General features: G+C 61.1%; 9 protein-coding genes. 5 read left to right on the top strand and 4 right to left on the bottom strand.

Translation table 11 applies throughout. The features are described 5' to 3' along the window. Nucleotides 1–24: 24 nt before the first annotated feature. The 3 genes from K1X15_RS07535 to K1X15_RS07525 all read right to left on the bottom strand — a co-directional run bounded on the left by K1X15_RS07535 (nucleotide 25) and on the right by K1X15_RS07525 (nucleotide 8,073). The gene (locus tag K1X15_RS07535; RefSeq protein ID WP_220306858.1) at nucleotides 25–4,194 is read right to left on the bottom strand and encodes a hypothetical protein; all 4,170 of its coding nucleotides are present in this window, start codon (nucleotides 4,192–4,194) and stop codon (nucleotides 25–27) included. Nucleotides 4,195–4,993: 799 nt separating this feature from the next. Then, nucleotides 4,994–6,262 (bottom strand): ATP-binding domain-containing protein, encoded by a 1,269-nt coding sequence (locus K1X15_RS07530; RefSeq protein WP_220306857.1) that lies wholly within the window; start codon nucleotides 6,260–6,262, stop codon nucleotides 4,994–4,996. Beyond that, nucleotides 6,259–8,073, bottom strand: coding sequence for an ATP-dependent nuclease (locus tag K1X15_RS07525; RefSeq protein ID WP_220306856.1), 1,815 nt, complete (start codon nucleotides 8,071–8,073; stop codon nucleotides 6,259–6,261). The genes K1X15_RS07530 and K1X15_RS07525 overlap by 4 nt, the downstream gene beginning before the upstream one ends. A 466-nt stretch (nucleotides 8,074–8,539) precedes the next feature. Between K1X15_RS07525 and K1X15_RS07520 the strand changes: the two genes are divergently transcribed. From K1X15_RS07520 to K1X15_RS07510, 3 genes are all read left to right on the top strand, one after another. Continuing rightward, entirely contained in the window at nucleotides 8,540–9,460 is a 921-nt protein-coding gene (locus K1X15_RS07520; RefSeq protein ID WP_220306855.1) for a LysR family transcriptional regulator, read from the top strand. A 158-nt stretch (nucleotides 9,461–9,618) separates the two neighbouring features. After that, on the top strand, nucleotides 9,619–10,080 hold the full coding sequence (locus tag K1X15_RS07515; protein WP_220306854.1) for a cytochrome P460 family protein: 462 nt from the start codon (nucleotides 9,619–9,621) through the stop codon (nucleotides 10,078–10,080). Beyond that, nucleotides 10,077–10,760, top strand: coding sequence for a DUF4405 domain-containing protein (locus K1X15_RS07510; RefSeq protein ID WP_220306853.1), 684 nt, complete (start codon nucleotides 10,077–10,079; stop codon nucleotides 10,758–10,760). Before K1X15_RS07515 ends, K1X15_RS07510 begins: the two co-directional genes overlap by 4 nt. Here K1X15_RS07510 and K1X15_RS07505 read toward each other — a convergent pair. Beyond that, a complete protein-coding gene (locus K1X15_RS07505) occupies nucleotides 10,757–11,641 on the bottom strand; it encodes an alpha/beta hydrolase (protein WP_220307469.1) in 885 nt (294 codons plus the stop codon). The two genes, K1X15_RS07510 and K1X15_RS07505, sit on opposite strands and share 4 nt — an antisense overlap. Before the next feature lie 483 nt (nucleotides 11,642–12,124). On the opposite strand from K1X15_RS07505, the gene K1X15_RS07500 reads away from it, so the two are divergent. After that, on the top strand, nucleotides 12,125–13,006 hold the full coding sequence (locus tag K1X15_RS07500; protein ID WP_220306852.1) for an aldo/keto reductase: 882 nt from the start codon (nucleotides 12,125–12,127) through the stop codon (nucleotides 13,004–13,006). A 103-nt stretch (nucleotides 13,007–13,109) separates the two neighbouring features. After that, nucleotides 13,110–14,099 carry an aldo/keto reductase gene (locus tag K1X15_RS07495; RefSeq protein WP_220306851.1) on the top strand — a complete coding sequence of 330 codons (990 nt, stop codon included), beginning with the start codon at nucleotides 13,110–13,112 and terminating at the stop codon, nucleotides 14,097–14,099. Nucleotides 14,100–14,176 lie beyond the last annotated feature (77 nt).

Below are 14,176 nucleotides of genomic sequence, written 5' to 3'. Positions count from 1 at the left end.
CGCCCATGCATCCGGCAATGCCGATCAGCCAGTTGCGGCACCGGGCAAGTAATCTCCGCGACCTAGCCTGATCTCGAACTCCGACCGCGGAATTTCGGCATCCATCTCGCGATGCAGCCTGCTGACCTCAGCCTCGAGCGCAGCTTGATCGTCGCGATTGACGTCGCGCTTGTCGGCTGGCTTCCGCTTCGCAACCGGTGCCGCCAGCCGTGCTGGTTTCTCGACGAGATCTTGAGGCAGTTCGCCGTGACGCTCGCTCAGCGCAAGCCAGGCGTCAACAGGATCGCCGTCGATCCAGCCCGCCAGTATCAGCGCGCGGCGCCGGCGACCAGGTGCGGATGCAAGCTCATAACCCACGCTTTGGAACGCACCGGCGAACCGCTCTAGGAAGCGCTTGTCGCTGGGCAGTGTCGCCTTGATCATCGTTTCTAGATCGCTTCCCTGCAGGATATCCTGTGACCCCGGAATGCGCGGGGTGACATTGTCAGCCAGCACCCCGCCGCCGAGACGAACAAGCTCTGCCATCGGCGAGATCTTGATCATCGACTGCATCTCAACAAGCTCGTCGACGACTATGCCCGCGGGCAGGATCTTGCCGACAGCCAGCCAAACAGGTGGCGGTAGATCATCGTCGACGCCGCGATACACCGGGCGCAAGCGACCCACGAATTGCCGGATCTCTTCCTCGCGCCAAGACTCCTCAAGCTCCGTGGCCCACATACGGTGCGTGGCCTTCAGTTGGCCATCGGGCCAGCGCTCCTCTCGCTTGGGCATCTCCGGCACAAGATGCTCGACGTCCTGCCCGGATCGCATGGCGATCGTGCGCCACCCTTGCTTGCGGAAGAGCACCTTGCCCTCTTGCGTGATACCGGTGCCGAGGGCGTCGTAGGGCTCTTCGGGCTCGTCGTCGTCGAATGTCAGTGCAGCGACATAGCCATCAACGATCGAGATTGGCTGCTCGGAGCGACCGATGCTGATCGCCGCGACATGGCCCTTGGCGAAGTCGAGACCGCGCAATGCGCCGTAGTGCACGAAATCGATGTTTGGTGGCGGCACCCAGCCGCCGCCGGTCAGGACCTCGCGAACGGCGATGGTGGTGCCGACAAGGACGCGGCCATGACCGTAGAGGACAGCCGTGGTGGTGATGAGGCGGCGGGCTTCGGAAATCGTCTGCGCGATGGCTTTGATCTCGTCGGGCGCGGAATCGGGCCGTGGGACGAAGGCCGAGTTCGCCCAGGTGCGCTCGATCATTGCCACGCACCTCACATGCAACGGCGCGGCGACGTCGCGGACCTCGGGCTTGTACCCGAAGGTCTTTTCTATGATGCGCCCGTTGGCGCTGGCGTCGAGGAGCAACATGGGAATGCCCGACCAATTCGGACCGCGGCGCCAGCTCAGGCGCACATGGGGCGTCCACTCGACGCGCTTGCCCTCCTCGGTCTCCTTCGTCTCCCAGTCCATGACCATTTGCCACCTGGCATCGCGCTTGCCCTTGGCTGTGCCGGCGCGCGTCCATTCGATGCGCTCGCGGACAGTCTTCCAGAAGCGGATCTCGGCGATGAGATGACGGCCCACTGGCTCCTCGGAAAGCGTGACCACCTGCATGGCGGTCAGGTCGGGGCGCACCTTGCGGTCGAGCATGTGGCTGCGATCGCAGACAGAGATCGCCGACATCAGCAGCGTATAGCACCGGTCGTGCTTCATCAGCTCGGCGGCGACATCGAGACCGTCGAGAAGCCATTTCGTGACGATGCCACAAAGCTCTTCGCGGTCCTGCACCATCGATTCCGCGATCTGTTCGTCGCTGGCGCCGGGGTTGAGCTTGCGGTCGAGCTTCGTCACGTAGGGCTTCTGACGGGGTGCGTTCAGCGTGGAGACTGGGAACCGCGTCTGCTGCAGGAGCTGATAGGTGGTGCTCTCGTCGATGATTACAGCCCGGGGATTCTTGAGCTCCTTCGGCAGCGAATTCAGCGTGAGGTATGCATGGGCGACGATGACGACGTCGGCCGTCTCCAGTTCGTTGAATTGCCGATAGTACTCGCACTCACCACGCTCGCGGAACGGGCACTGAATAGTCTTGTAAGGCAGCTTCTTGCCTTCTTTCCAAGATTCGCGGGCGTCACGGGCATCGCCATCCTCGACGCGTGCTTCGCACAGACCAGTCGAGCGAATGCCCTTGTCCGACAGTGCTCGCATCTCCGCGCTGCGCTGGCAGCCGCTGGCCTCGCGCCCGCGGAAGCGGGCGATCTTGACGCCGGCCTTCTTCCCCTCGGCGATGAGCTCGACGACCTCTGCTTCGGTCATGCCGGGCACGATCATGCCGTTGCGCTCGGCCATGGCGATGGCTTCGTCGGCATTGGCGTGGGTCGGCAGCACCAGCAATATGGGGCCGTCGCCCGGCTGGCGCGGGTGCTCATGACAGAAGTCAGCCAGTGAAACGATGACCGAAACGGTCTTGCCGGCACCGGTAGGGGCGCGCAGCACCCACGGCGCTTGAGGCTCCTTCGTCTCCTGCTGCAGGTAGACCGAGACCGATTCCATCAGCCAGGCACCGATGTGACCACGAACGCCCGACGACACGACATCGCCTGTGGCCTTGCGCTGCGCCTGCGTATCGATCAGGGCCCTAGCCGCATAGTCGCGAAAAACCTCCTCGGCCTTCTTCTTGACGATGGTAGTCTTCGCCCGCGGCTGGATGTCGGAGAATGCCGCAACGGGGCATGTGTCCACCGGCAGCCAGTCCAGCGACCCGTCCTCCGGGCGTTCAGATCGAACGCGCTGGGGTGTCGGGCGTCGGCCATCCGATGCGACCTTCCAAGGCACGGTGGCCTTGTGATAGCCATCGCCGCGCTCGAAGCTGGCGATGGACGCTTTCCACTTCTCGACCGCACGCTTGAGCTTGGTGACAACGGCCCGCTCGACCGCCGACTCCGAGCTGAGGGCTTTGTTCTCGCGACGCACGCTGAGGAGCTTGCGCTTCGCGAGGGAAATCAATCCCTCTTCTATGTTTTGAACCCCTAGACGGTCGAGGTCGTGGGCATTCGCCCCACATGCCGCCCAGACCTGATCCGTCAGCCACTGCTCTGCGCCATCGACGACGTTGCCATTCTCGTCCACCGTCCAGTCGCCACTGCCAGCGCTGGGAATCCACAGGCGCCTGCCGTGATGGTCTCTCTTCTCGCTGAAATCGGTGATCGTCGCCTTGCCACCGAATGGATTCGACGAGGCGCCGGCTCTGGTCTTGATGATGGGGCGAAGTGCCTGGACGGCATTCACGAAGTCCCTCATCATCGCCTTGGTGACAATGGGCGCATGCTCGGGCCCCGCGGCTGCAGGATGCAAAGTTCCAGTCGACCAGTCGAAGTCGCGGCCTGTCTTGTGGTGCACGCCGTAAGCAGTAATGATCGCGCCTTCGCCAAGATATTCGACGATATTAAGCGGCTTCCCTTCGTCGTCGAGGTCCGGATTGCCATCGGCATCGCCGAGAACCATCGTTTCCTTCTTCAGCGCCAGATCCTCCTCACCCTCTACTCGATAGATGAGCATGAGCTTTGGGGCGCTGCCGATGCGGACGAATGGCGTGGCGCCAAGATGCTTGAATGCAAGTTGCTTGATGGCCTCGGCCACTTCCGGCGTACGGCAGTCGATGTCCCAAGCTCTGGCGTTGCCGCTGGCGGCGCAGCACTGAATTGCAAGGTTCGCCTCGAGCAGTTCGTGGAGCTGCACGAACTGGCGCAAGGTCATGAGCCGATCGCGCCATTTCGCCGGATAGAATTGCTCCCAGAAGACCTTCGACCCGCCCTTCGACTCGTACGAATACGGAATGCGCGACGGCTTGCGGGCCTCGCCGCCGTCTGGAGCACCCCACGTTCCCGGTCGATCCTGCGGCAAGATTGACCAGCCATGGTGCAGGCAGGCACCGCCTAGGTGCTGGACAGTATAGAGATGAGAGTACGGCCCGTCCGGCTCGACGCCCCAGTTCGCGATCACCTTGGCATTGTTGTCGACGTAGATCTGCTTAATCTCGTCGTCCGTCAGCGCCCACGCCGTCACCAACTTGGGATTCGTATAGCGATGCGTGGCGAGGATCTTGAGCTGTTCAAGCGAGCGGTTCGCCGGGTCGCGCCATGATGGCTGTCCCTGCCCTGCCCGGCTTGTCGGCCGGTTCAGCGCAGCAAGGGGTGAGATATTCATTGTTCGTCCGTGGTGTCGATGTCAGTCGGCGTTTCCAGCGCCACGCATAGGATCACCTGGTATCTCGAAATCCGCAATAAGAAATCGTATAGTCTCTGTAAGTTTCTATTCGACAATTTTTTGTCGCATAGGTTTTATTGAACAGCGTTCAGTAAAACATGACTGCTTTATCGATCCATCACCTTTTACGGATTTGTTAGCCACTGCTTGATATTTTCATCGATTCGTAGCACGATTTCATTGCACACTTGTCGAATCGCGCCTGAGTTCTAAAGATGTACCCAATACAGCCGGACAAGCATCGCAGTCATCGAGAGCGGAAATTCCGCGATCAACTGATGTCGGCTGTTCACAAAGTGGCCTATTCCGAGACATCATCGTCTCCGACCGCCCCTTGCTGACGGTCGTTCGCACCCGTATTGTGCGCGGCGAGATTGACGGCATCTCGCTCTCAAGGGCACTGCTGATCGCCGACGCCGTGAGTCTCGATCTCAATGAAGACCTCGTCGCCAATCCCACACCGCCCGCACCTAAGCCTGGACCTCCCGGTCCGGCTGCCGCCCGTATGGTGAGATCGACCTGGACTTTGCCCAACCGATGCCGGGAGCCAAGGTTCCAGACATGCTGCGAACGATGTGGTTCACATTCGCCACACGATAGGACGGCGACACGACGCGATAACCTTCACTTATCGCGTAGTGAAGGTCTAGCAGCCGATGCTCGATACAAGGAAATTGAAGCTTGCGTCTCCAAGCTTCACATATAGTACGTATTCGTCACGACATCCCGCAGCACCTCACTAGAGGAACGGAGGCGCGTTTCGAATATTCTGGCCCTGCACGATCACGTTGCACCATTTCCGGGCTCTGGTGACTGCGTTGTAAAGCAGACGTCTCTTTTGTTCGGCGCTCCCCGCGACGGTGTGAGGCCATACCACGACCACGCCGTCGAATTCCCTGTTCTTGGCCTGATGAACGGTCATTGCGGTGAAGCGACTTGATTGGTTGCCGCCATACTGGCGCTGCATTGTCACGAAACGTCCGATCATCGTTTCGATCTCGACGCGTGTAAAATCTGTCCGACCGGCAGCGTGAACCTGCCTATTTACCCATATCATCGTCTGTTGAACTGGCCCGATCCGGGGCAAGAGATGCAAAGCCGCAAGAGCTGTGGCTCCTGAGGCCTCCGTGTCCATATCTAGCGTGGCAGTGATGGCGTGCGTCTCATCACTATCGGACCCTTCCCAGGCAATCGGGTACGGCCCGTTCCCTTGATTGGACGTGGTGGTGCCGACGCGATCCACGACCTGCTGGGCGAATCCTCCTGTCCTCGAAGGCGTGATGATGGCGATATCATTCGTTCCAGGATGCCAACCGATCGCATTGGACATCATGGTGGCGGCTAGTGGTACGCTCTGACCAACCATGACCCTGAAATGCTGGCCTGCGTCCACAGGCGCCTGCCCACCTCGAATGGCTGTCGCAGCGTTCAGCAACCCGGCCACGTTCGTGCGATAGACCTGAGTGAGAACCTGCGGTTGCGTTGCAGCCTGTATCCAGCCGACAAATGGGTTCGGATTGAGGGCAGCATCGAGGCATTGGAATTCGTCGGCCGCCACCAGGAGATCGGTCGTCTCCGCAAGGGCAGTGAGCATTCTGAGTCTCTGTGAATGGAGGTCTTGGCCCTCGTCAACCAGTATGACTGGGAAGCTCTTGGCGACCCAAGAACTGACTGCTGGCTGCTCTAGTAAGAGACCAGCGGCATTGCACACCTGATCGAATTGCTCTTCGGTCAGGTTGGGGATGCCCAGCGTCAAAGCGAGCCCACGCCAGCGCCGTACCAACCGCCATGCAAACCCGTCGATCGTACTGCAGTCTACTCTTCCCCTCAGGCCGGCAACTTTGGCGAGGCGGTCGACAAGTCGTCGCCTGGCGCCATGCATGAAGGTCAGGGCGAGCACGCGCTGGCCCTCCTTCAAAGGCGTGGCGACAATTCTCTCCGCCAGCAACTCCATCAACCTGAAGGTCTTGCCGCAGCCGGCTGCGCCTTCGAGCGCCGTGAGAGTCAAGGCTGGAACACTTTGATGGAGGGCTGGGCAGGGTCGGCAACGAAAAGAGGATTTGCCTCACCCCGCAAGGCGGCGGTGAGGCCATTGAGCAAGGTCGCGGCCCTGGTTCGACATAGAGCGCTCGCCCCGATGGCGTCGATGATTGCCTCATATGAGGACGTGTCCTTCTTGATGCCGCCGGCGCTTCGATCCTCCGACTTCAGGCGAGAGACCAATTGCGCGACCGACGTCGCCGCTGGAAGAATCAAGATGGCTCCGAGGCAGGCGTTCGCGTCGGCATCGACAATCCAGCCGATGACGTCCTCCATGGTCCATCCGTCCGGCCATCTGATGATGGTGAAGGCGTCGGATATTCCAATTTCGACCAACGCGTTGGAATAGCCAACACCGGCCGGGTCGCCGTCCACCAGCGCAGCGAGGCGCGGATGCAACGGCGACAATGCCTGTGCGCTGGCAACCACGGCGCCGTCATGGGTGGGAACCACGCCCACGAAGGAGTCGAAGGTGCGGTCTTCGGCCAGCGCCCAGCCTTGATGCAGATCGACAGCCCGGACCAGCAGTCCCAGCCATTCGAAATCGGTGCGTCCCTCTGGGATCAACACGTATTGGTGCATGAGCGCTGCGATCGTCTCAACACGATTGACTTGGAAGAGCTTGCGGACGCTGTTCGGCGTTGCCGCCGGCAGCGTCGATCTCAGCAACGGCACTGAGGAAAGAACGCCGCTATCGTTGCGCAGGACGGAGACGCCCTTCGGGTCGGCCAGGGCCGCGACGATGGGAGAGTGTGTGGTGACGAACGTCTGGGAGGACAATGCCTGGATACGATTTACCAGTCGACGCTGGAGAGCCGGTGGTACGTGAAGTTCCGGCTCCTCCAGCGCCATCCAGAAACCTTTGTGCGCCTCGCTTCGCATGCGGCCGAATTGCAGGAGCAGCATCAGGTGCTGTAAGGAAAGCAAACCGCTGCCATGGCGGCGAGCAGGGAGAGCGACCGTGTCGTTCCCTTGGGCATAATGCGGCACCACAGCCTCTAGTAAGCCATCGCTGTCGGTCGGAGTGACTCGCAGGCGGAGCGCAGGGGACGTGTGGAGGAACCCCTTCAACTCGTCGTTCAAGCGGGCGACGATCGGAGAGAGATTGGCGTCCTCCTCGAGCTTGGCGTCAGGGTTTCGAAGACGGTCCCGCTCTTGTAGAACCGATGCCGACGGCTGCCCACCGCCAGTGGCCACCACACGACGAAACAGCTCCGATCCGAACGATAGCGTGCGGTCCCAAGTCCTTGAGGCCGGCACCAAGAACAGGCCGATGTCCCGGATCAATTGGGCAGGGAATGGTGTGATCGCTTCGTCGGTGAATACGTCGCCCACGGTATCATCATCATGGAAGTATCGAGCGGTCTCCACTTCAAGGGACGGGCGGTCGAAGCGAGCGACGAAGGCGACTTGGCACGCGAGCTGCCAATTGGGGTTGGTACGCTGCGGATGCACTTCCGAAGTGTCAGGATTCCACCACTTCGGTATCCCTCTCCCATCTCGGAACCAGTCGAGGTGTTGGGCGGGATCATCACCCTCGAAGCCGATCACCGTGGCGACCAAGCGAATGCGGTTCTCCGGTTGTGGGTCGCTGCCGAAGAAGTCGTGCTCGGTAAGGGAACGTACCATTCGATCGCGCCCGAACAGAAGCGCCATCGCCTCCAGCACAGTTGTTTTCCCAGCGTTATTGGCGCCGATCAGGACTGCATGGTCAGCAAAATGTACAAGGCCTTCTCGGATGCCACGGAAATTCTCGATCCTTAGGCTAGCAATTCTCATATCATCCCCCACAGCGGGTGAATCGATACCTGAATCTTCCAAGTTCTCGCAGCAATAACTGTAAGATAAAGGCAGTGAGCTACTATAGCCTTCCGACCGGCCATCACGCACCGTTCCTTTTCAGGGCCGCTTCTTCGGCCTGAAAGCCGAAAGCTGACCCTCAGCTTACGGCCCCTGCCCTGCCCTTCCACGCGGTTGGCCAATGACCAAAACGGGGCCGGTTGCGGAATGTCGGCTCTGGTCCGTCCATCGCAAAAACCGGACAATTGGTTAGCTTGGGAGATCGCAGACGGAGCCTTGCGGAACAGGTCTCAAGCGCGGTCACGACCACGGCCACCAGCGGCAACCGCCTTCCATCGAGACCCGCACTCACGCAAGCCGCGGCGTGGTCATCACGCGAATGCGACTTTCGCATTTATCGGCCCGCCGATAAGAGCTAAGGGGCAGAAATTAGCGGGACTAATCAATGGCTCTGCCGAACTTCAATGACCTGGCGGCCTTTGTCGCTGTGGCGCGCGAGCAAAGCTTTACGCGGGCAGCTGCCAAACTCGGCGTATCCCAGTCCTCGCTCAGTCAAACCATTCGCGGGCTCGAGGCCCGGCTTGATATTCGGCTTCTGACACGAACCACCCGAAGCGTATCGCCGACTGAAGCGGGCGAGCGCCTGCTCCAGACTCTAGAACCGCACTTCGAGGAAATTCAGGGCGAGCTGACCGCGCTGGCCGAAATGAAGGACCGGCCCTCCGGCAATATTCGGATCACCGCGGGCGAGCATCCGGCCATTTCGGTGCTGCAACCGGCGATGCCGAAATTCCTGCTGGCCAACCCCGATGTGCATGTCGAGATCATCGTGGACTATGGCCTCACCGATATTGTCGCGGAGCGCTACGATGCCGGCGTGAGGCTGGGAGCCCAGATTGCCCGCGATATGATCGCGGTGCGCGTCGGACCCGACATCACCATGGCGGTGGTCGGCACGCCCGGTTATCTCGCGCGCTATCCCGCCCCGTCGCGTCCGGAAGACCTTACGTCCCACAATTGCATCAACATCCGCCTGCCCACCCTCGGCAACCTGTTCTCCTGGGAGTTCGAGAAGGACGGGCAGGAGATTAAGGTGAGGGTCGAAGGACAGGCCGTCTACAACAACATCGCCATGCGCCTGTCGTCGGTTCTGGATGGCATCGGCCTCGCCTATATGCCCGTGGACCAGGTGCAGAAATACATCGACAATGGTCGGTTGATCCGGGTGCTCGAAGACTGGAGCCCGACCTTCACGGGTTACCATCTCTACTACCCAAACCGCCGGCACCATTCGCTCGCCTTCTCTGCCTTCGTCGATGCGTTGCGATACCGTGGCCCGACCGCGGCAGTGTCGCCGGGCGCATAAACTGCTATTCAGTGGCTTTCCTTATCGGCTCATGCGCGACATGGCGGGTAATGCCGATCGCCGCGACGGCCTATTGTCGGACTGTCCAGGAGCGACCCACCCCGTAAACGGGCAGGTTGAGACCAGACACCCGATAAATGGCATGTCGAAGAGGTCCCATGAAACTCCGTCTCAACCTGGCACTGGGCGCCTGCCTGCTCACCGGTCTTTTGGCCCTCGACACATTGCCCGCACTCGCGGAGCCCAACAGGGTGACGTTTCCCGACCTTGATGCCCTTGAGCACTACACCACGGTCAATCGTGGCGAGGTGACCGAGCACATGCTCACGACCCCGGAGGCCCTGGCAGCGGTGCGTGCCGGTGAACCGATGCCGGACGGTACGCATGTCGTGCTGGTGGATTACCGCGGCGGCGAAGTATTCCGTTACTTTGTCATGCAGAAAGGCGCCGGCTGGGGTGCCGATTACGACAATCGAACCGAGGACTGGCAATTCCAGGCCTTCCACCCGGACCAGTCGATTAACCTGGCGGAAAATGCCGCGCGCTGCATGGGCTGTCATCAGTCGCGTGGCGAGACCGAATATCAGTTCCTCTACAACGACACTCTTGAGCCCCGATGACCACGCGGCCCTCGACACGGATCGCAGTTGCGATCACCGCTGCGATCCTGTTCGTGCTTGGACTGGTCTATTGGTGGCAGGGCAACCTGTTTCATGAAGTGGTCGGCACGCTCTTCCTGGTCCTGCTGATCTTGCACAATGTCGCGGTGCTGCGCTGGTACTCAGCCCTTGGCAAGGGCAAGTGGACAGTTCGACGGACCTATTCAACGGTGGTGAACGCCTTCATCCTGCTGCTCATGTTATCCTTGGTGGTCACCAGCATCCTGGTCTCGCAAAGCCTCTTTGCGGCCCTGCCCATCAATATCGGCTATGCCGCCCGCGAAGCCCATGTGATCGTGGCCTATTGGGCGCTGGTCGCCATGGGCCTGCATCTGGGGCTGCACTGGTCCCGCGTCCTGGCCGTGGTTCAGAAAGCCGCCCCAGTCGTTTCAACGGCCGCCGGCACCATGATCGCCCGGGTTCTGGCGCTGGTGATTGCCATTTATGGGGTGCAAAGCTCCCTGGTCATGCTGCTGCCCGAAAAGCTGCTGGCCATTCCGGCACTCGATATGTGGGATTTCACCATCGACGCCGGCGGTTTCTTCATCCGTTACGCCGCGATCGTGGGGCTCTTCGTCGTCATCGGCCACTCGCTCGCCACGGGCCTCCAGGCTTTCCGCGGTGCACCGGCCCGAACCTAATTTTCATTCTGTGCTTGTGAAGCGTGGGCCTGCCAGAAGGTCACGGCATCGCTGATCCAGCCCTCGGCGGTAGTGCCGAGGCCGGTGCCGAAACCATGGCCGACACCCGCCACGATCCGGAACTCGACCGGCGTATCCATGCCGCGCAGCAGCGCCACACGCCGCTCCATATTCGAGGGCGGCGCAATGCCATCGCGTCCGCCCATGATGACAAAGGTAGGTGGTTCTGACTGGCCGATATCGGCGTGGCTGGTATAGGCCATGATCACCGCGGAGGGCTTGGGCAGGTCATCGCCACCGAATGCGAAAGGGCCGTGGGTGCCGATAAGCGCAGCCATGCGCGCGCCAGCGGAGCTGCCCCAGACTGAATAGTTGGATGGGCTCACCCCCAGTTCATTGGCGTGCTCGAAGGTGAACGAAATGGCACGGGCCATATCCTCTGTGGCGGCCTGTTGCCCCAGCCCGACTCTATAGCGCACGACGAATGCATTCAGTCCCGCAGCACTGATTGCGGTGGCATAGGGCAGTCCCTCATGGACGGTGCCCACATAGGAAAAGCCCCCACCCGGCGCGATAATGGCGAATGATGCATCCGGCTCCCCGCGCAGCAGGAAAATACCGGTAGCGGCCTTGTCGGGATCGGCCGCGATCTCGTCGGGAGTGTAGATCGAATAGAAGACCTGCTCACCTGCGCGCACGTCCCCCGCCAGCCGATCGAACGCCTGGACCAGTTCCTGGGGGCGAACGTTACTGTGATAGGGCAGAAGGTCGCCGATCCGATCGAGCGTCACCTCCCCATCGGAGAGCCGGCCGGGCCGGGGCAGCAGATGTTCGCCGAAGCCCTGGAAGTCAGGGTGTTCGATAACATCGCCGAGACGCATATCCACGGAAAACCCGCTCTCTGCCGGCAGAGCAGCATCGGCCTGGACAATGCTGTTTCAAGGGCCGGTTTCTGCCGCTGCTGGAAGGGCCGCCGACAGGCCAAGAGTAGTCACCCATCCGGCCACGGTCAGACGGCTCCCGCGCTTGAGCCCGGCACTCATAGTTCTCTTACTCGACATGTGCCTCTCCAGTGCGTGCTGGGGCGAGGATACGGTGCCTGCCGGTGAGCGGTACCCACCGGTCCGCGATAGGCCTCATAAGCCGCGCCACTGAGTTGGCATGCCTCAGCCCGCATTTATCGAAACGCCGCAACTGCCCACCCGAATTCATTAGCAGCGGTTATTGGACCATGCGTCCATGGCCACCTAATCGAGGGCACCAGCGGGGACTAAATTAAACCCGACATTCCTCAGGCGTGTCGAACCCATCGGTGGCACGGGGGTCGACAAGTATCGTCATCAAAATAATCAGGGCATTCGCAAATGACAGTACCCAATCTGACCTTGAACAATGGCGTCGAGATGCCCGCGCTGGGCTACGGTGTCTTCCAGACGCCGCCCGACGAGACCACCACGGCCGTCGAGGAAGCCCTGCGCGTCGGCTACCGGCACATTGATACTGCCGCCGCCTATGCCAATGAACGTGGCGTCGGCGACGCGATCAAGCGGTCAGGCCTTACTCGGGACGACGTGTTCATCGAGACCAAGGTCTGGATTAGTGACTATGGCTATGACGAGACGCTTCACAGTTTTGAAAAGAGCGCGCGCAAGCTCGGTGTTGAGCAGATCGATCTACTGATCCTGCACCAGGCGCTGCCCTCTGCCTTCGATCGTACGCTGGAAGCGTATCGTGCTCTCGAAACGCTGCTTGCCGATGGAAAAGTCCGGGCAATCGGGGTGAGCAATTTCATGCCCGAGCACCTGGAACAGCTCCTCGGCGTGGCCAAGGTCGTGCCTGCGGTCAACCAGATCGAGGTCCATCCCTACTTCCAGCAGCCCCGGCTGCAGAAAATGAACCGGGAGCATGGCATTCTGTCACAGGCCTGGTCCCCCATCGGCGGGATCACGTTCTACCGTGGCGGCGACAAGAGCACGCTCGAAGACCCCGTCATCCTCGCCATCGCGGCGGCCCATGGAAAGTCAGCGGCGCAGGTCATGCTGCGCTGGCACCTGCAGGAAGGGCGCTCGGTCATTCCAAAGTCGGTCAAGCCTGCCCGTATCGCGGAGAATTTCGACATTTTCGATTTCGAGCTGACCCTGGACGACGTGGCCCGGATCGACGGGCTCGACACTGGCGTCCGCAGTGGCCCGGCGCCCGAGTTCATCACCCTCGAGAACTTCGGCCGCGTCATTCCGGAGGAGTGACCGGGATTATCACCCGGCACCCAGGACGGTTGAGCCGCATCTGCGGCTCGACCCGCCCTCGCAGGCGGTGAACATCCACCCAATCAAACGTCAGGAGCATACCATGAAGAAAAGAACGCTCGGCCAGGGACTCGAGGTCTCTGCCATCGGCCTGGGCTGCATGGGCATGAGCGCCGCCTTTGGCGCCCCGATGGATCGCAGCGAGGCTATAGCGCTGATCCGGGCCGCCTTCGACTGCGGGATGACCTTTTTCGACACTGCGGAAGTCTATGGCCCCTATGCCAATGAGGAACTTGTCGGCGAGGCGCTCCGCCCCATGCGTGACAAGGTGGTGATAGCGACCAAGTTCGGCTTTGACATCGAAGGCAGTGGCGGCTTTGCCCGCAAGCCGGTCAGCAGACCCGATCATATTCGCACGGTGATCGAAGGCTCGCTCAAGCGTCTCCAGACGGACTATATCGACCTCTACTATCAGCATCGCGTCGATCCTGACACGCCGGTGGAAGACGTTGCCGGCACAATCAAGGACCTGATCGCGGCGGGCAAGGTTCGTCATTTCGGCATGTCGGAAGCCGGTGCCCAGTCCATCCGGCGCGCCCATGCGGTGCAGCCGGTGAGCGCGCTGCAGAGCGAATATTCCCTGTGGTACCGCGAACCCGAGAAGGACATCATTCCCCTGCTCGAAGAGCTTGGGATTGGCTTCGTCCCCTTCGCGCCCCTGGGCAAGGGCTTCCTGACCGGCACCGTCTCTGCCGACCAGACGTTCGGCGCCGACGATTTCAGGAGCAAGCAGCCGCGCTTCGCCGAGGAAAACCGCCGGGCCAACCAGGTCTTTGTCGACATCATCAATTCCGTTGCCAAAAGCAAGCAGGTGACCGCTGCGCAGGTTACTCTGTCCTGGCTGCTTGCGCAGAAGCCCTGGATCGCACCCATTCCCGGCACCACCAAGCTGCACCGGGTGGAAGAGAATATCGGCGCCGCCGACATCGAACTGGGCGACGATGACCTTAACGCCATCGAGACAGCACTCGCCGGCGTCCAAATGCGGGGCGACCGTTATCCGCCCGAAAATAAGGCAATGGCCGGCCGCTAAGGGCCTTACACCATCGACGACGATATCAACGCCGGGGCGTCGCGCATGCGGGATCGGCGATAGCGAACGACTGCCCA

Source organism: Devosia salina, assembly GCF_019504385.1.
Taxonomy (GTDB): Bacteria; Pseudomonadota; Alphaproteobacteria; order Rhizobiales; family Devosiaceae; genus Devosia; species Devosia salina.
The sequence above is the reverse complement of the archived record's forward strand: the minus strand, read 5'-3'. Positions and strand labels throughout refer to the sequence as shown.

Bases quoted from the DNA above. Each gene is read 5' to 3' on its own strand.
- K1X15_RS07535 (WP_220306858.1), bottom strand. From the start codon at position 4,194: ATGAATATCTCACCCCTTGCTGCGCTGAACCGGCCGACAAGCCGGGCA.
- K1X15_RS07525 (WP_220306856.1), bottom strand. From the start codon at position 8,073: ATGAGAATTGCTAGCCTAAGGATCGAGAATTTCCGTGGCATCCGAGAA.
- K1X15_RS07520 (WP_220306855.1), top strand. From the start codon at position 8,540: ATGGCTCTGCCGAACTTCAATGACCTGGCGGCCTTTGTCGCTGTGGCG.
- K1X15_RS07515 (WP_220306854.1), top strand. From the start codon at position 9,619: ATGAAACTCCGTCTCAACCTGGCACTGGGCGCCTGCCTGCTCACCGGT.
- K1X15_RS07510 (WP_220306853.1), top strand. From the start codon at position 10,077: ATGACCACGCGGCCCTCGACACGGATCGCAGTTGCGATCACCGCTGCG.
- K1X15_RS07505 (WP_220307469.1), bottom strand. From the start codon at position 11,641: ATGCGTCTCGGCGATGTTATCGAACACCCTGACTTCCAGGGCTTCGGC.
- K1X15_RS07500 (WP_220306852.1), top strand. From the start codon at position 12,125: ATGACAGTACCCAATCTGACCTTGAACAATGGCGTCGAGATGCCCGCG.
- K1X15_RS07495 (WP_220306851.1), top strand. From the start codon at position 13,110: ATGAAGAAAAGAACGCTCGGCCAGGGACTCGAGGTCTCTGCCATCGGC.